The sequence below is a fragment of the Alteromonas sp. AWJ4_197 genome, from assembly GCF_056160285.1.
This window is the reverse complement of record NZ_JBSWWW010000003.1, coordinates 105,663-123,275: the sequence shown is the minus strand read 5'-3', so window position 1 is coordinate 123,275 and position 17,613 is coordinate 105,663. Positions and strand designations below refer to the sequence as shown.

At 50.0% G+C, this 17,613-nt stretch carries 18 protein-coding genes; 5 read left to right on the top strand and 13 right to left on the bottom strand.

From position 1 onward, the window contains the following. Nucleotides 1-59: 59 nt before the first annotated feature. Nucleotides 60-2,231, bottom strand: a complete 2,172-nt coding sequence (gene uvrD / locus ACXAGC_RS07150; protein WP_474843636.1) for a DNA helicase II — start codon at nt 2,229-2,231, stop codon at nt 60-62. Nucleotides 2,232-2,537: 306 nt separating this feature from the next. Here uvrD and ACXAGC_RS07145 point away from each other — a divergent pair, with 306 nt between their 5' ends. After that, nucleotides 2,538-3,665 (top strand): helix-turn-helix transcriptional regulator, encoded by a 1,128-nt coding sequence (locus tag ACXAGC_RS07145; protein ID WP_474843634.1) that lies wholly within the window; start codon nt 2,538-2,540, stop codon nt 3,663-3,665. A gap of 152 nt (nt 3,666-3,817) precedes the next feature. Continuing rightward, a complete protein-coding gene (locus ACXAGC_RS07140; RefSeq protein WP_474843632.1) occupies nt 3,818-4,789 on the top strand; it encodes a YihY/virulence factor BrkB family protein in 972 nt (323 codons plus the stop codon). A 69-nt stretch (nt 4,790-4,858) separates the two neighbouring features. Here the strand turns inward: ACXAGC_RS07140 and ACXAGC_RS07135 are convergent, their stop codons facing one another. Further along, nucleotides 4,859-5,050 carry a CsbD family protein gene (locus ACXAGC_RS07135; RefSeq protein ID WP_119499797.1) on the bottom strand — a complete coding sequence of 64 codons (192 nt, stop codon included), beginning with the start codon at nt 5,048-5,050 and terminating at the stop codon, nt 4,859-4,861. Nucleotides 5,051-5,521: 471 nt separating this feature from the next. Between ACXAGC_RS07135 and cysE the strand changes: the two genes are divergently transcribed. Next, nucleotides 5,522-6,337 carry a serine O-acetyltransferase gene (gene cysE, locus ACXAGC_RS07130; protein WP_303573561.1) on the top strand — a complete coding sequence of 272 codons (816 nt, stop codon included), beginning with the start codon at nt 5,522-5,524 and terminating at the stop codon, nt 6,335-6,337. Nucleotides 6,338-6,404: 67 nt separating this feature from the next. Here cysE and ACXAGC_RS07125 read toward each other — a convergent pair whose 3' ends face one another. The 8 genes from ACXAGC_RS07125 to ACXAGC_RS07090 are packed head-to-tail and all read right to left on the bottom strand — an operon-like array spanning nt 6,405 to nt 12,575. After that, nucleotides 6,405-7,121 (bottom strand): HAD-IA family hydrolase, encoded by a 717-nt coding sequence (locus ACXAGC_RS07125; protein WP_474843630.1) that lies wholly within the window; start codon nt 7,119-7,121, stop codon nt 6,405-6,407. 24 nt (nt 7,122-7,145) lie between these two features. Next, the gene (xerC, locus tag ACXAGC_RS07120) at nt 7,146-8,060 is read right to left on the bottom strand and encodes a tyrosine recombinase XerC (protein WP_119499800.1); all 915 of its coding nucleotides are present in this window, start codon (nt 8,058-8,060) and stop codon (nt 7,146-7,148) included. Then, entirely contained in the window at nt 8,060-8,758 is a 699-nt protein-coding gene (locus ACXAGC_RS07115) for a DUF484 family protein (RefSeq protein WP_119499801.1), read from the bottom strand. The genes xerC and ACXAGC_RS07115 overlap by 1 nt, the downstream gene beginning before the upstream one ends. Continuing rightward, complete coding sequence (gene dapF, locus ACXAGC_RS07110) at nt 8,755-9,585, bottom strand: diaminopimelate epimerase (protein WP_119499802.1); 831 nt, start codon at nt 9,583-9,585, stop codon at nt 8,755-8,757. Before dapF ends, ACXAGC_RS07115 begins: the two co-directional genes overlap by 4 nt. Before the next feature lie 35 nt (nt 9,586-9,620). After that, on the bottom strand, nt 9,621-10,871 hold the full coding sequence (lysA, locus tag ACXAGC_RS07105; RefSeq protein WP_474843626.1) for a diaminopimelate decarboxylase: 1,251 nt from the start codon (nt 10,869-10,871) through the stop codon (nt 9,621-9,623). Continuing rightward, entirely contained in the window at nt 10,871-11,029 is a 159-nt protein-coding gene (lptM, locus tag ACXAGC_RS07100) for an LPS translocon maturation chaperone LptM (RefSeq protein WP_119499804.1), read from the bottom strand. The genes lysA and lptM overlap by 1 nt, the downstream gene beginning before the upstream one ends. Nucleotides 11,030-11,080: 51 nt before the next feature. Then, entirely contained in the window at nt 11,081-12,148 is a 1,068-nt protein-coding gene (locus tag ACXAGC_RS07095; protein WP_474843623.1) for an MJ1255/VC2487 family glycosyltransferase, read from the bottom strand. A gap of 1 nt (nt 12,149) precedes the next feature. Further along, nucleotides 12,150-12,575 carry a phosphatase PAP2 family protein gene (locus ACXAGC_RS07090; RefSeq protein ID WP_474843621.1) on the bottom strand — a complete coding sequence of 142 codons (426 nt, stop codon included), beginning with the start codon at nt 12,573-12,575 and terminating at the stop codon, nt 12,150-12,152. Nucleotides 12,576-12,963: 388 nt separating this feature from the next. Here ACXAGC_RS07090 and rraA point away from each other — a divergent pair, with 388 nt between their 5' ends. Then, nucleotides 12,964-13,449, top strand: a complete 486-nt coding sequence (gene rraA / locus ACXAGC_RS07085; RefSeq protein ID WP_119499806.1) for a ribonuclease E activity regulator RraA — start codon at nt 12,964-12,966, stop codon at nt 13,447-13,449. A 69-nt stretch (nt 13,450-13,518) separates the two neighbouring features. Here the strand turns inward: rraA and ACXAGC_RS07080 are convergent, their stop codons facing one another. The 3 genes from ACXAGC_RS07080 to mpl are packed head-to-tail and all read right to left on the bottom strand — an operon-like array spanning nt 13,519 to nt 16,343. Then, nucleotides 13,519-14,325: a S1/P1 nuclease gene (locus tag ACXAGC_RS07080; protein WP_474843619.1), complete on the bottom strand. Its 807-nt coding sequence runs from the start codon at nt 14,323-14,325 to the stop codon at nt 13,519-13,521. Between the two features lie 13 nt (nt 14,326-14,338). After that, nucleotides 14,339-14,962, bottom strand: coding sequence for a flavin prenyltransferase UbiX (locus tag ACXAGC_RS07075; protein WP_119503262.1), 624 nt, complete (start codon nt 14,960-14,962; stop codon nt 14,339-14,341). Between the two features lie 16 nt (nt 14,963-14,978). Beyond that, nucleotides 14,979-16,343, bottom strand: coding sequence for a UDP-N-acetylmuramate:L-alanyl-gamma-D-glutamyl-meso-diaminopimelate ligase (gene mpl, locus ACXAGC_RS07070; protein WP_474843616.1), 1,365 nt, complete (start codon nt 16,341-16,343; stop codon nt 14,979-14,981). A 274-nt stretch (nt 16,344-16,617) separates the two neighbouring features. Here mpl and ACXAGC_RS07065 point away from each other — a divergent pair, with 274 nt between their 5' ends. Continuing rightward, nucleotides 16,618-17,595, top strand: coding sequence for a class 1 fructose-bisphosphatase (locus tag ACXAGC_RS07065; protein WP_119499809.1), 978 nt, complete (start codon nt 16,618-16,620; stop codon nt 17,593-17,595). Nucleotides 17,596-17,613: the final 18 nt, after the last annotated feature.

The window sequence follows — 17,613 nt, the reverse complement described above, 5'->3', positions numbered from 1 at the left end:
TGAATGAAATCGCTGCTTTAGCGGTTAATTAAATAATATCGGCTGACCGCAGGTGAAATTTAGAGTGGCTGCAATTTAGCATAGGCCAGTACCAGCCATTTGCTGCCGAATTCGTCGAAATTCACCTGCACTCTGGCGTGATCGCCGGAACCTTCATAGTTCAGTACCACGCCCTCACCGAATTTGCGGTGCATGACACGCTGACCCAACTGAAACCCGGTTTGTTCAAAACTTTCGTGAGACGTTGCCCTTGAAAAGCGGTTATGAACAGGGCGGGATACCGTTGATTTTAGCCGTACTTCTTCCACGCATTCCGAAGGAATTTCGCGGATAAACCGTGACGCCGTGTGATACTTGTCCTGACCATAAAGCCGGCGGCTTTCCGCATAGGTAATAAAGAGCTTTTTCATGGCCCGTGTCATACCCACGTAGGCCAGACGGCGTTCCTCTTCCATACGGCCGGGCTCATCATTGGTCATCTGGCTGGGGAACATGCCTTCTTCAACGCCGGCCATAAAGACCAGCGGAAACTCCAGGCCTTTGGCGGTGTGAATGGTCATCATCTGAACCGCGTCCTGGTCAGTATCTGCCTGTGTTTCACCGGCTTCCAGCGAGGCATGAGCCAGAAATGCACTCAGCGGCGTCATTTCATCGGCTTCTTCCGGCACGATAAACTGCTTACAGGCTGTGACCAGTTCCTCAAGGTTTTCCAGGCGTGCCTGTGCTTTTTCACCTTTTTCAGCCTGATACATGGCATATAAGCCGGAATGTTTGATAGCTTTGTCGGCCTGTTCTTCCAGTGGTAAATCTGCCATTGCCTGTTCAAGATCGGTTATCAGTACAATAAAACTCTGCAAGGCGTTAGCTGCACGTCCTTTCAGGGAACCGTCGGTAAGTAACAAATTACTGGCCTGCCACAACGAGCAGTTGTGCGTTCTGGCCGTCTCACGGATAGCTGACAGCGTTTTCTCACCCATGCCGCGGCTGGGTGTATTAACTACCCGCTCATAGGCAGCGTCATCATGAGGGTGATTAACCATGCGCAGATAACCCAGCGCGTCTTTAATTTCCTGGCGTTCGAAGAATCGCAGACCACCGTAAATCCGGTAAGCCAGTCCTTCATGCAACAGCGCTTCTTCCAGTACACGGGACTGAGCATTATTGCGGTATAGAATGGCACTTTCACTGAGGGCATTACCCTGCTGCAGCCAGCTCTTAATTTGCGACACAATAAAGCGGGCTTCATCCAGTTCGTTGAAACCGGCATATACAGATACCAGTTCACCGTCAGCACCGTCAGTCCAGAGCTCTTTGCCGAGCCGGCCGGTGTTGTTGTCGATCACCGCGTTTGCGGCTTTCAGAATTGTGCTGGTGGAGCGGTAATTCTGTTCAAGACGGATGGTTTCCGGCTTCGGGAAGTCCTTCAGAAACCTATGTATATTATCGACATTTGCACCCCGCCAGCCATAAATTGACTGATCGTCGTCGCCCACGATCATGATGGTGTTTTCGCCGGTGCTGCACAGCATGCGAAGCCAGGCATACTGAATGTTATTGGTGTCCTGGAATTCGTCGACCAGTACCGCACGGAAACGTTTTTGATAGTGAGCCAGAATCTCCGGATTACGGGCCCACAACTCATGCGCCCGCAAAAGCAGTTCGGCAAAATCAACCAGTCCGGAGCGGTCACAGGACTCCTGGTAGGCCGCATAAATATCGCGCATCTTCTGCTGGGTATGATCGTTATGGGTATCGATGTGCTGGGGTCTTAAGCCTTCATCTTTATTGCCATTGATGTACCACTGTACCTGTCTTGGCGGCCAGTGTTTCTCATCCAGATTCAGCGCTTTCAGAATACGGCGGATCAGCCGGTACTGGTCGTCAGAATCCAGAATTTGGAAATTTTCCGGCAAGCCGGCTTCGGCGTGATGTGCTCTGAGTAGACGATGCGCCAGGCCGTGGAAGGTACCCATCCACATGGTGTGCATGCTGCGCTTCATCAGATGTTCAATCCGGCCGCGCATTTCCTTGGCTGCTTTATTCGTGAAGGTTACCGCCAGAATTGAAAATGGCGCGATGTTCTCTACTTCCATCAGCCAGGCGATGCGGTGAACCAGTACCCGTGTTTTGCCACTACCGGCGCCTGCAAGCACCAGCATGTTCGACTGAGGGGCAGCAACGGCTTCGCGTTGTTTGTCATTTAGGTCGTCGAGAAGTAAAGATACATCCATCGGGCAGATCACCAGCGTAATTAATTTCAGACCGGCAGATTATGCCAGAGCAGGCTGTGAATTTATACAGTAAGGCAAAGGGAATCATTATTCTACCGTGCCATGTGACTGATGTTAAAAAGAAGTCTCAAAATTAGACTAAAGGCTAAGTGTGTGGAAAATATACACTTTGTTAGAGTTTACCTGTACAGTGCTATTCACACAGGAAATAGTATTCAAGGTGTCGGGTGCGTAGCGTAAATAAAATGGCTATGCGCGGAGGGTAGGAAACCTTGCCCTTTTTGCGCCTTAAATGACGGGATAGTCATGGATTACAACGTAGATAACGAAACCATTGATTTCGATAAACTGATTATCGAAATTTATGACGCAGCACTCACCCGTAAATGGGGCAGGGTGCTGGCGCAGTGCAATAAAGTGTTTCTGGCCAACAAAACATTTCTCGTACTTCGCGATGTGATCAACGACAGAGAAGTTGCCTGGCGTATGAAGACCGCCGGTGAGGGTTGCCCGTCTTTTCCACCTGAAGTGGATTTATCTTCACTTTCCGCCCTGAAACCTTTTTTCTTCCGGCTCCATGAGGGGGATATCTTTGATACCTGTTCACCAGCATTTCGAAGTTCAGAACATTTTACCTCTATTGCAGGGAAAGTACTGACCCCGCTGGATGCAGAAAAAACACTGGCAGCACTGGTGTTGCGGGACGAACGCTACGAAGCATATCTAGGTGTATGCCGTCCGGAGCAGGATGACGATTTTTCAAAATACGAAGAAGTTGCTTTCAAACGTTTAGTGCCGCACTTTGTCCGCGCAGCCCGTTTCTTCCGTGATGAAGAAATATTTCGTCAGCAAAGACAACTGGCGCAGGGCGTTTACGAACACATTAAAACGGCATTTGTGGTGTGTGACAGCCAGTTAAGGGTGCAGGCCTGTAACAGTCAGGCAGAGCAATACCTGAATTCAGGTAAAGCCGTTGCGCTTAACAAAAAACGCCTTGTTTTTGCCATGCCACATCAGCACACCCGTTTTTGCGACAAAGTTCAAGCTTGCCTATCAGGCGCTGAGAAGGACGAAGTGGTGCACGTTGTTGATGATAACGTGGACGTGATTGAAATCTTCCATATTCACCGGCTTGCCTCTCAGGCAGAAGAGGAGCGGCGTGAGCCGTTAGCCGTTGTAAATATTGTATCCAGAGGAAAACCGGACTGGCAGAACATTCAGTCTTGCTACGCGCTTAACAAGCGGGAAGTATTGATTGCGCGCATGTTGTATAAGTGCGCTTCCTACCGTGATATTGCAGCGGCTGCGGGACTGACTACCGGTGAGGTGGATATTCAGGTACAACGTCTGATAAAAGCCATGGGCGTTAAAAATGAAGAAAACCTTATTGATAAGCTGGCCATGTTTTCCGGTACCGCACCGAAGTTCGCTTAATCTGTCTGCCTGTTCTTAAATCTGTTGTCGTGGTGCTTGTCGTAAGAGGAGTAACCGCTATCGCCTTGCATGGTGTTTTCGGACACTGGTTTGCACCATCTGCTGTAAAGTACGTATGAAATGCATATCTTCGACTCCGGAGCGTGCGAGCAGTGCAACTTTTCAAATCCCGCGAGGCATCTTCCACCGATGCCACATCCCTGACAGATTTTTCTTTGCTGGCGTGGTGGCAAATCCTTAAACGCACATACAGCAAACAAAATGCTCATAATTTATCGCTGGTGGCCGCCGGAGTGGCTTTCTATTTCCTGCTCGCCGTATTCCCGTTGCTTACTGCCGTTATTTCTCTGTATGGTTTGCTGGTCACACCGGAACAGTTGCAAAGCCACATGGCACATCTGGTGGATGTGGTGCCTGCTGACAGCCGTTACATTGTTGAGGAGCAACTGACCAAACTCACCGGAAATTCTGACTTTGCGCTCAGTTGGGGGGTCTCTCTGAGCTTGCTGCTGACAATCTGGAGCAGCAGTAAAGGTGCGAATGCGTTAATCACGGCGTGCAACATTACGTACAACGAACCTCACGGCAGGATGTTTCTGAAAGGTTTGCTGGCGCGGCTGGTACTGACCATTGGTATTATCGCCTTCGTGATCGCCGCATTACTGTGTATTTCTGTGTTGCCCGAGTGGATAAGCTACTTAGCCGGTTCTGTACTGAACGAAAAGGCGGCAACCTGGCTCACATGGCCTGTACTTATATTCCTGTTTAATGTCGCACTGGCAGCACTATACCGGTACGGACCCCACCGGAGACCGGCAAAATGGCGCTGGGTAACCGTAGGCTCGGCGTTTGCTTCGCTGGTGTGGGTGATTGCGTCTTTTGCGTTTTCTGTGTATCTGAACGAATTTGCTTCGTATAACAAAACCTACGGATCGCTGGGAGGGATTGTTATCCTGCTGATGTGGTTCTATCTGAGTGCTTACATCATTTTGCTCGGCGCGGAACTCAATTCAGCTACCGAATACCAGACCGATAAAGACAGCACTGCCGGCGAGGAAAAACCGAAAGGAGAGCGTGGGGCTTACGTGGCTGACCATTCACCTTCCGATAGTCAGACGAAGTGATCAGCACGCGGACAAAAAATGGAGCGCATTGAGCGCTCCATGTGAGGTATTAAGAGGGGATGATTGCTACTAGTTGAAGTAACGGTCCACTTCTTTTTCAGCTTCATCGCGGCTTTTGCCATAAGCTTTCTGAATTTTGCCTACCAGTTCTTCACGGCGGCCATCAATTTTATCTACATCATCGTCGGTGAGTTTTCCCCACTGTTGCTGAACTTTACCTTTTAACTCTTTCCAATTACCTTCGATACGATCGCTGTTCATATCTTTCTCCTGTTTCAAAGTTTAATGATGTTACAAAATTCTGTCCGGACCGGTTTAACGGGTCCGGGCATGATCTGTCTGACGCACTGTGCAATCAACTTATTGCGAAGTCTTACGCCGGCAGTTACCCATACACAATCAACTCTTATTCCAGTTTTCTGGTGCTGAGAATAAGTCTCTGAATTACGGTTGTTATTTTATATTCCTTTTCGCTATAGCCGGAGAGAGCGGGCAGGCGTAGGATGTAGAACTTTCACGGTGCCGGCCAGTGATTTCACGGTCTGCGGTGATATTGAAATTTTGTAATGTGCGATCGGTTTGCCGGTGATGTGAGTAGAAATTGATGTCGTTGAACGATAATCCTCACCGGTTGATAACATGATGCTTGATCTGTGACGTTCAGCCCTTATCTTTCAGGCTTATTTCGGGGCCTTTAAGCTTTCACGCACTTACGCCAAACCAGGAACACCTATGCAAGTATCAACAAGAAACGCCGGCTTCTGGCTTACGCTTAAAAGCGAAGCGCAGCACATTGCTGACAACGAACCTTTGTTGGCGAGTTATATACATGCATGTATTCTGACCCATCATAATTTTGAGTCTTCACTGAGCTTTATTCTGGCGAATAAAATGGCTGACGATGTGATGCCGGCCATTGCTATCCGTGAAGTGTTTGATGAAGCCTACCTGCTTGACCCGTCTATTACGGAAGCGGCCATTGAAGACATCAAAGCCGTGTTTAACCGTGATGCTGCGGTGAAAGATTACTTAACGCCTTTGTTATATTTCAAGGGCTTTCACGCCGTGCAGACTCACCGTATGGCGCATTACCTGTGGCAGCGGGGCCGTCATCAGCTGGCATTGTTTTTACAAAGCCGGAATTCAGAAACATTCGGTGTCGACATTCATCCCGCTGCAAAAATTGGGAAAGGGGTGATGTTTGATCACGCTACCGGCATTGTGGTGGGTGAAACCGCAGTGGTAGAAGACAATGTCAGTATTTTGCAGAGTGTAACGCTGGGCGGGACGGGTAATGAATCCGGCGACCGTCATCCGAAAGTGCGCCAGGGTGTGCTGGTAGGTGCCGGTGCAAAAATTCTTGGCAATATTGAAATTGGTGAAGGGTCAAAAGTGGGAGCCGGCAGTGTGGTGCTGAACGATGTGCCGCCGCATGTGACTGTGGTCGGTGTGCCCGCTAAAGTTGTGGGTAAACCGGCCTGCCAGCGCCCCTGCGATTCCATGCGCCAGAATTTCCTCGAAGACAGCGAAGCTGCAACCGGTAAATAGTTTACCTGCCCGGTGCACAGCAGTGCCGTCCTGAAGTCGTTTGCTGTGCTGTTAAAGGCGTTTACTGTCAGGTAAACGCCAGCAATTCATCCAGCGACGATAATTCCACATGAGGAAGCAATGTGGCTGCCTCACGGTTCAGGAGCATGTCGCGGTTTGCTGCAAGCCATGCCGCCTGATATCCCGCTTTCACTGCACCCATAACGTCTTTTTCCAGATTATCACCCACGTGTAAAATCTGGCCCGGCGCTAACGACAGCATCGCCGCCGCTTCATCGAACATATGAGCGGACGGCTTGGCCGGACGGGTTACACTGGCGTGCAACACCACATTAAAGTACGCTGACAGTCCGGTTTTATGCGGGTCAACATTGCCATTGGTTATCGCAATCAGCGGCATTTTCTCTGCCAGTTGAGCCAGTACGCTGTGAACGCTGTCATCCAAAGTGAAATCGCTGCGGGCGTCATAAAAGCAGTCAAAACACGCTTTCGCGGCTGTCTCCAGTGCTTCGGGATCCTGAATATCCTGTTCCAGCGCCTGCCTGAGTGTATGCATGCGCAACTGACCCATATCTGAAGCCAGCGCGGGCTGTGCCTTGATCAGACCCCGCTTTATATCTGTCCATTCCTGCGGCGAAAGCTTTGCCGTTTGCGGATATTCCGCAGCAATATAATGCTTAAGGGTTGCTTCCGCCCGTTTGATAATGGGGTCATTGTTATAAAGTGTATCGTCCAGATCGAATGTCATGGCTTTCACTGGTGCTACAGGCCGGTAAAATCGCATGGGACCTCGGTGTTAATTAATAAGTTATTTCTTCCTGGCGCGGGGGTGCGCGTTATCGTATACCTTCGCCAGGTGCTGAAAATCCAGATGCGTATAAACCTGCGTGGTCGATAAGTTCGCATGACCAAGCAATTCCTGCACTGCCCGCAGATCACCGCTTGATTCTAATACGTGAGTAGCAAAGGAATGGCGCAGTTTATGAGGATGTACAGTCTGATTCATATTCTGAGACTGAGCTAACTGATTGAGACGGTTTGCCACCTGACGGTTTGAGATCCTCGTCCCCCGTTTGCTCACAAACACGGCCGGCTCATAGGGCGATGCATACTGGCCCCGTACTTTTAACCAGGCATTCAGGGCTTTGGTCGCCGTGCGTCCAAGTGGCAGGATGCGCTGCTTATTTCCCTTACCGGTGACTTTAAGCGTCCCGTCGCCCTGACAATCAGCCAGGCGCAGGCCGGTCAGTTCATTCAGGCGTAACCCGCATCCGTAAAGTAATTCGGCCATTGCCATATCGCGACATTCTATGCCTTCATCCTGTGGCGAAGACAATAACTGTTGCATGTCATCCACACTGATTTGCTTTGGCAGAGGCTTGCCCTGTTTCGGCGCCTGAATACCCTCCACAGGGTTGCTGAACAGTTGTTCGTTACGCATCAGGTAATGACAGAATGTTCGCAGGGCAGAAAGCTGTAACGCAATGGAGCGGGCGTGCTTGCCCTGTCGTTTAGCGATGGCCATGACCCGCTTAACATCTGAAGGGGTCAGTCCTGACCAGTCTTCAAGGGCCAGTTCAGTGGCAATGGCGGTAAGCTGGCGGCGATAATTGGAAACGGTATGCTCTGATAATCCCCGCTCGATATCGAGATGCAAAAGAAATTTGTCCAGCCATTGCTGGCATGCATCACTGAGGCGAGGTTCGGGCGCCGCCGGTTGCATTAATATCCCAGCATGCCCGGCATGGTAATGTTCAGCACTTCCTGCAACTGTTTCAGCAGCAGAGTATCCATATCCGGCGTAAAGTGGGAGGCATCGTCAGAGCCTACAGCCAGAATGCCCATATCGTGATTGTCACCCAGTAAAATCAGTGCGACAGATTCTGCGGTTTCTTCACCAAAGATCACTTGTCTTTCGTGCTGGCTTAAACGGCCGAAGAAGAAGGTACTGTCTTTAAAGCGTTTTTCGATGATGAGTCTGCGTTGCAGCTCCTGCATGGCATGAGGGCCTTTAAACAGTTGCAACACTACTGAGTGAAGATTAAGACGTTCCTGCAGAACAGATTCCAGTTTGTACTGGATTTCCGATACAGATTTACAGCGTAACAGTTCGACATTCAGATCCGTATAAACGCGGTAAATTTTTTCGTTTTGTTTGGCCACGCCGATGAGCTGGTTGAGTTTATAATTTAGCTGACGTACCTTCTTGCGAAGCTGTTCGCTCTGGCGTTCAACTAAAGATACAGCCCCTTTTTCCTCATGAGGAATCACCAACCGTTCAAGAATGTCCGGATTATTGGCGAAAAAGTCGGGATGCTTTAATAAAAAAGCACGCACTTCTTCTGCTGTCAGTCCGAACGCTTCGTCGTAATTGGGTTCCAGTGTTACCGGTCTTTTACTTTGACCTGAAGCATCACTCATAGATTAATCTGTCCGTCGTAAATGTGCTCAGCGGGCCCGGTCATCTTGAGTGCCGAGTCCTCGCCCTGCCAGCGAATACGTAAACTGCCGCCGGGTAAATCTACCCTGACTTCCTTATCCAATTTTCCCTGAACCTGTCCGACCGCTACAGCGGCACATGCGCCGCTGCCGCACGCCAGGGTTTCCCCTGCGCCACGTTCGAATACCCTGAGCTTCACATGGTCTTTCGACAGTATTTGCATAAAGCCAACGTTCACCCCTTCCGGAAAACGTTCGTGACGTTCCAGTAACGGGCCGACTTCATGCACACCGGCGGTATCGACATCGTCGACTTCCATTACACAATGGGGGTTACCCATGGAAACGGCGCCTAAAAATACTGTACGTTCCTCAACACGGAAAATGTAGGTCTTTTCCTGTTTATTGGCGACCAGAGGTACTCTGGCTGGTTCAAAGTCAGGTACACCCATGTTCACGGTGACCTGTCCGTCTTTTTCCAGGTACAACACCATTTTTCCTGCCTTGGTGCTGACCTTAATTTTATTGCGGTTGATTAACCCTTTCATTTTGACGAAACGGGCAAAACAACGGGCTCCGTTTCCACACTGAGAAACTTCCGAGCCGTCTGCATTGAAGATGCGGTAATGAAAATCCTGTTCAGGATCATAGGGAGGTTCTACCAGCAACAGCTGGTCAAAGCCAATACCAAAGTGCCGATCAGCGAGTTGCTGAATCTTCTCCTTTGAAAAGAAAACGTTCTGGGTAACGTTATCGATGACAACGAAGTCGTTGCCCAGCCCGTGCATTTTGGAAAATTGAACTTGCATTAAGCGCACATCTTTCTTATTTGTATTTCTCTAGTTTACGTAAGTTTGCACTCACCTTTCCAGAGATCTTTTTGATTTTCTCGTTCACGCACCACAATTACCTGGTCACCATCCACCATAATTTCCGGCGGGCGGCAGCGGCTGTTGTAGTTTGAGGCCATAACAAAACCATAGGCGCCGGCGCTGCGAACCGCCAGTAAGTCTCCCGGTTTTATTGCCAGTTCACGGTCTTTACCGATGAAATCACCGGTTTCACAAATCGGTCCCACCACATCGTAAATACGTGGTGTGGCATCGGTTTCCTGCTCAACACGTACGATGTTCTGCCAGGCTGAATATAACGACGGGCGGATTAAATCATTCATCGCAGCGTCAACGATGGCGAAGTGTTTTTCATCGCCTTCTTTCACGAATTCAACTTCGGTGATCATAATGCCGGCATTCGCAGCAATAGCGCGGCCGGGCTCCATGATCATCTTTAAGTTTTCGCGGCCAGCCATCTTTTCTACCATGGCGGCGGCGTATTCTTTCGGATGAGGCGGTGTTTCGTTATTGTAAGTTACGCCCAGGCCACCACCCACATCGAGGTGGGAAATGGTAATACCTTTAGCGGCAAGCTCATCAATGAGCTTTAATAATCTTTCAAGGGCATCAACAAATGGCTCAATAGAGGTCAGCTGAGAACCAATGTGGCAGTCCATGCCCTTTACTTCAAGGTTTGACAGACTGGCGGCCAGTTCGTAAGTCGCAACGGCACGTTCGCGGGGAATACCAAATTTATTCGCTTTCAGTCCCGTGGAGATATACGGGTGAGTTTTGGCGTCCACATCCGGATTAATACGCAATGAAATAGGAGCTTTTACGCCCATTTCTGCGGCAACGCTGTTAATGCGCTCCAGTTCCGGTTCAGACTCAACGTTGAAACACAGAATGCCTTTCTTCAGCGCATAACGAATTTCTTCAGGCTTTTTGCCTACACCGGAAAATACCACTTTCTTTGCATCACCACCGGCTTCCAGTACCCGTGCCAGTTCCCCGCCGGATACGATGTCAAAGCCTGAACCTAATTTTGCCAGGACGCTCAGCACGCCTAAGTTTGAATTGGCTTTTACGGCGTAACAAATCAGGTGAGGGTGTCCGCCCAGTGCCTGGTCAAATGCATGCCAGTGACGCTCAAGGGTGGCGCGGGAATAAATATACGCAGGTGTACCGTGTGCTTTAGCGATGTCAGATACTGCTACATCTTCAGCAAACAGTCGCCCGTTTTGAAAAGCGAAAAAATCCATTACTGAGTGTCTCCGGATTGGTCGGCGGGTGTTCCGGCTGGAGTTTGCTGGTTGTCCTGAGACTCTTCTGGAAGATAGAGTGCCCCGCGATAGCCGCATGCTGACAGACCACTAATGAATATCAGCAGCACGATTAAAAAGAAGGGTTTTCTGCGCACAACGAACCCGCATAGAAAGACTAAAATTGCTGCTATGATGGCACTGCGGTGCTAAATTGCAAGCGTCAATAAACGCTCTTTCGTTTTATCGCCATATTCCACTTGTTCCCACAGTGCATTGCACAGAGAACGGGTGTCACTGAGGTCACCCTGTTTCAGCCAGTTGAGCAGCAGTGACGGGTCATGAGGGAACTGAATGGCCTCATTTTCAGGTGCATCCAGCCATTCTTCCACAATGTCAGTGTCGAGCTGAAAAAGGGAATGACATAGTCCCATTTTATCTAACGTGAGTACGTTCGATAATTGTTCAAACTGGCCGTGTAACGGCTTAATCAGCAGCTTTTTGCCCAGATGTAATGCTTCACTGGACAGCTCAAAGCCGCCGTTGGCGATCACGCCATTACAATGCTGTAAGTGATGCTGAAAGCCTGCCTTGGAAGGGGGATTCCAACTGATATGGCCACTTTCGTAATGGCCCTTGATTGACGGGTGGTAGCACACAAATTGCTGGTCGGTTAACGGCTCCAGCATCAGGCGGATGTCATCCACGTGTTCAAAAGGCAGATAAACCAGAACATGACTCTTTGACGGTGAGGCCAGACGCTCATCTGCGACAAATGGCGGCACGATGGGCTGGTTAAAATGAAACCAGTGTACGCCCAGCTGTACCTGCGTGGGTGCAAAGTATTTCAGGATGAGCTTGTTGATAATACCGTCGCCGGCTTTCGGGACGGTATAAGTGAAACATGCCTGATGGCTGATAGAGATAGAAGGAAGTCCCGCACGTTTTGCAGCCCAGGCGGTGACCGGTTCAAAGTCGTTGATCAGAAGGTCATAGCCGGTGACATCAAAGTTACGCACATCCTGCCAGAACTGACCGGGGCGGTTTGCTTTGAGTGTTGCAATGCGGTCTACCTGACCGTGACTGGTAATAAAAGTAAGACCACGGAAGGTGCGGTACGGACCAAATACCTCCATGTCGAAGTACTTGTCTTCATCCCGTCCGGAAAATACAAAATCAACGGTGAAGTCGTCGCGCTGTGCAAAAGCTGCAGCCATGATGCGTGCGCGGGCAATATGACCGTTGCCGGTCCCCTGCACGCCGTAAAGAATTCTCATACTACCCCAGTATCATTAAGCTCGCAGAAGCAATGGTTAAGCCCAGAAGTGCACCGGCTATCACGTCGGTAGGGTAGTGCACACCCAGCAAAATACGGGACAGGCCAATGAGCGCAGCCCAGCTGTAAGCCAGAATGGCAAAAGGCGGATAAAAATGCGCTACGATGCTGGCCATCAGCCAGGCCGCGGCGGTGTGGCCGGATGGCAGACTGAATTTATCTGACGGCGTAACGTGAGCCGTGAAGTTATTCAGTAAATCGCAGGGGCGGGGACGCTTGAACATACGTTTCAGCACCACATACACCGGCAGTTCGAGTCCGTAGGCCATCAGTGCGGTATACAGGAACAGCTCGCCGTGTTCAGGCTCGAAAGCCCACAGCAGCATACCGATGATGAAGTACAGATAGCCGTCTCCGGTTTTTGACAACCAGATAACCCCGGTACAGTTACGCTTTTGTGTGAGTCGGTAAAGCCAAAAAAACAAATCAGTATCAGCTTTGGTCAAGGATTTCCGGTTCAGCACGGCCCTGGCCTCATTACAATTGATTACAATATAAGCTAATCAGCATGTGTGAATCTGCCGTGACAAAAAAAAGAAACCTTTATGACAGGCCGCAGAGATTTACCGAAATAAGCGGAAGCGAGGTATTTTTATTATGGTAATTAGTGCTATGCTAACAACAGTTCTGACAACGCATCTTCTCTTTCCAATCAATCACCTTAGTAAACTTCCATGCCGTTTTAAAAACGGATGCAGTGAGGGTGTTGGCGGAATCGCGGGTCAGTGTTTCTTTTCCGGTAATTAAGGCACAGTGATGGACTATAACACTTCTGAATTATGCGATTTATTTGCAGACAGCGTAGATGTGGTCGACCCCATGTTTGTCAGTTATGGCGGACGTTATTCGTTTGGTGGTGAAGTCACAACCATTAAGTGTTTTGAAGATCGCGGGTTGATAGACCGCGTACTGGCGCAGCCAGGTGCAGGAAAAGTATTGCTGATTGATGGTGGCGGTTCTACCCGCCGTGCATTACTTGATGCCGCTTCAGCCCAGCTTGCAATCGATAACGACTGGGAAGGCATCGTTTGTTACGGCAGTGTCCGTGAAGTGGATACTCTGGCAGATTTAGACATCGGTATTCTGGCTGTGGCGTCTATCCCGGTGAACGCGGAAACGGAAAGTACCGGTGAGGTGGATGTGCCGGTTAATTTCGGTGGTGTAACCTTCCTGCCGGAAGATCATCTTTATGCTGACAGCACAGGCGTTATTTTATCGCCGGAGCCGCTGGATCTAGACTAAGCCTGCTGGCTTCACTGAGTTTTCAAAAGAAACCTTCCCGGTTTGACCGGGAAGGTTTTTTTTATGGACTTATTTCGTGTTTGCAAACACGTTGTTCAGGTACGCGGCAATGCGGACACCGGCCTGCTGCAAACGGGTTTTTGCTACGGGCAGAAAGTCGTACACATAGTCATAAGACATGTCGTTGGCGTCTTCAGGATAAATAGTATCGCGGATTTCCGTGCTTTCCTTTATCCACACGTTGGCATCAAGCGCCTGCCAGTCTTTCAGGTTCTTCGTGGTGATTTTCTTATCCAGCCAGTCTGTCCACTCCGTGTAGGACAACTGCTTTGAGTCCAGCATTTTTGAGTCCCACACGGTATGCAGGTTACTGTCCTGCCAGAAGAAGCGTACTTTGACCGAGTTGCCGCCTCTGTCAGTCCCGTTACCAGCGTGCAAAGGCTGATGGAGATCGCCAATGATATGCACAATAAAGCGCAGCGCGACCTGGCGGTCTTCTCTGCTGGCTTTGGTGTCTTTCAGTACCGTGGTGAAATGCTGAAGTGCCGTGTACGCATCTCCCTGTTCAGGTGCTCCCACTTCATGATATTCATGACCTTCCGGCACAGTAACATAGTGCCACGGGGGCGAAGTTTTACGCCAGAATTCACCGGGGGCTGAACGCATTTCGTCAGGATACGTAGACGCTTCAGCCAGAGATTCATTTGGCAGAAGCTTAACAATGGCCGCTTTGGCAGCGGGAGTCAGATGTTTTTCTGCAATTGCGCCGGTAACACGGTGACCGGTTTGTCCCCAGCCAAAGGCGGGCAGGCTCGTCATCATGGTCGATGCCAGGCAGAAAGAAAGTGCAATAGTCCGTTTAGCAAACGCCTGCATGAAAGTTCCTCTTTTATTTGTCGTTATGGTGTTGATAGCCCCAGCGCATCATTAATGTCTGATCGACGCCCAGGTGGTCCAGAATTCTGGCTACCACGAAGTCGACCAGGTCGCTGATTTGTTTTGGATTATGATAGAAGCCGGGCGAAGCGGGCATGATTGTCGCACCGGTTTGTGACAGTTTTAGCATATTTTCCAGATGGATAGACGAGAGCGGCATCTCACGGGTAACAAGAATAAGTTGTCCCCGTTCTTTTAACACCACGTCGGCAGCTCGTTCGATAAGATTGTCGCTGGCACCTGTTGCTATGGCTGACAGTGTGCCGGTTGAACACGGGCACACCACCATCTGTTTAGGTGCTGCAGAACCCGATGCCACAGGTGAAAACCATTCTTCCTTGCCACACACACGGATCTGGTTTTCACGGGCACCGAAGCGTTCACTGAAAAACGCACTGGCGGCATCCGGTTTCGACGGGATTTTCACTTCTTCTTCGGTAGCAAAAACAACTTTCGCGGCTGACGAAATCAGTACAAAAATGTCGTAATCGGCTTTGACCAGTATTTCCAGCAGGCGCATGGCATACGGTGCACCGGACGCACCAGTAATCGCCAGAGTGATGGTTTTATTTGTCATAGCGTTTTCTGCTTCCTCAGGAATGTGTGACTTCAGCACTGGCCAGTGCATCCAGCAACCGTTGGTGAATGCCTTCAAAACCACCGTTGCTCATCACCAGTACATGGTCGCCCGGCCGGCTGATGGATTTCACCTGCTGCACAATACTCTCTACGTCATGATAGCAGTAAGCCGGTGTGTCACTGTGTTTGGCGGTCTCTGCCAGTGACCATTTCATCCCGGCAGGTTCAAACAGCAGCACTTCGTCAGCCTGTTGCCAGCTGTTGCCCAGCGTATGTTCGTGTACACCCATTTTCATCGTGTTCGAACGGGGTTCCAGAATAGCGATAATGCGGGCTTTACCCACTTTGTTCCGTAAACCCTGAATGGTGGTGGCAATGGCCGTGGGGTGATGGGCAAAGTCATCGTACACCGTAATGTCATTCACGGTACCTTTGGTTTCCATACGGCGCTTCACGTTTTTAAATGTGGCGAGGGCTTCGATAGCCTGCGCAGTTGCCACTCCGGCATGATGCGCTGCTGCAATAGCCATCAGGGCGTTATTCACGTTGTGCTGGCCCACCAGTGACCAGTTAACCGTACCGGCTTTCTCTCCGCGGAAAAGTACATCAAAAGCACTGCCATCAGGAGTCAGCAGATTGGCTTCCCAGTCTTTTCCGGTAAATTGCTGTTCAGACCAGCAACCTTTATCCAGTGTGGCCTTCAGCGGTTTGTCTTTTTGCGGTGACAGGATCAAACCATTTTCCGGCACCATGCGAACTAAGTGATGGAACTGGGTTTGAATGGCTGCAAGATCAGGGAAAATATCTGCATGATCGAACTCAAGGTTGTTCAGGATCAGCGTACGCGGACGGTAGTGAACAAACTTAGAGCGTTTATCGAAAAAGGCACTGTCGTATTCGTCCGCTTCGATGACAAAAAATGGACTTTCGCCAATGCGGGCAGACACACCGAAGTTCTCCGGAATACCACCAATCAGAAAACCGGGCGCCAGGCCGGCATGCTCAAGGATCCACGCTACCATGCTGGAGGTGGTGGTTTTACCATGGGTGCCGGCGATACCGATCACCCACCGGGAGGTAAGCAGGTTGTCTAACAGCCATTGAGGACCGCTGGTATAGGGAAGATTGCGGTTTAAAACATACTCAACAGCAGGATTGCCCCGGGACATGGCATTGCCGATGATAACCATATCCGGTGCCGGTTCGAACTGAGCGGGGTCATAGCCCTCTGTTAACTCGATGCCCAGCGCTTCCAGCTGAGTGCTCATTGGCGGATAAACATTGCGGTCGGAACCGGTCACCTTGTGGCCTAGCGATTTGGCGATTGCGGCGATACCACCCATAAAGCTGCCGCAAATGCCGAGAATGTGAACGTGCATAAGAATCCTGTGTACGATTAAGGTGGCTACTTTAGCAGAACTCCCGGTGTGCACGCCAATACCAGAGTACGCAGCAATGTAAGAATAAGCCGTTTCCCTGTGGTCCATTCGCGGTTACAATCGTTTTAATTACATTTGCTACCAGCCAGTGGAACGAAAACACCGGCATACAATAATAAAGCAAAGTGATTCAGATTGGCTTTTGGACACTGGCGGGAATGCCGGCGCAAAGCGAATCATTACCCTACATAAATAAACAAGGCTATTGCACACAATGAAACGTTTAAATTCTCAACTACAACAAGACGGCGCTCCTCTTGAGCTTATTTTGCTTATCCGTACATTGCTGGCGGGCTGTAAGGAAATTTCTTTCCGTGTCAGTCAGGGCGCTTTGGCGGGGGTATTAGGTTCGACGTTGAGTGAAAACGTTCAGGGGGAAACCCAAAAGAAGCTGGACGTGATTTCTAACCAGATATTGAAAGATACTTTACGGGATTCCGGCTATGTAAAAGCCATTTCTTCTGAAGAAGAAGACACGGTGGTACCGTGCAACCCTGAAGGCAACTACCTGGTAAGTTTTGACCCGCTGGATGGCTCGTCAAATACTGAAATCAACAGTCTGATTGGTACTATTTTCTCTATCGCCCATGCACCGCAGTGGATGGAGCCCGACGACCCGTCTGCGTTTTTACAGCCCGGTACACAAATGGTTGCTGCCGGTTATGTACTGTATGGTCCGTCAACCATGATGGCGCTGACTACCGGCCGTGGCACACACATTTATACTCTGGATAAAACCCACGGTGGTTTCCTGTTAACGCACCCCAATGTGCAGGTGCCTGAGCAAACATCCGAGTTTTCAATCAACGCGTCTAATCAGCGCCACTGGGAAGCGCCGATGAAAGCTTATATTGCTGACTTGCTGGCGGGCACAGACGGTCCCCGTGAAAAGAATTTCAACATGCGCTGGGTGGCGGCGATGGTGGGCGATATTCACCGTCTGCTTTGCCGGGGCGGTATTTTTATGTATCCCTATGACAACCGTAACCCGTCTAAAGCCGGTAAACTGCGTTTATTATACGAAGCCAACCCGATGGCATTTCTGATGGAACAGGCCGGTGGCCTGGCCGACACGGGTACAGGACGTATCATGGAAGTGATGCCCACCGAAATTCATCAACGTGTACCGGTGATTTTAGGTTCCAAAGAAGAAGTGGAAACGTGCCTGAGCTATCACGCTAAAGCGGAATAGCGCACATTCAGCACAAAA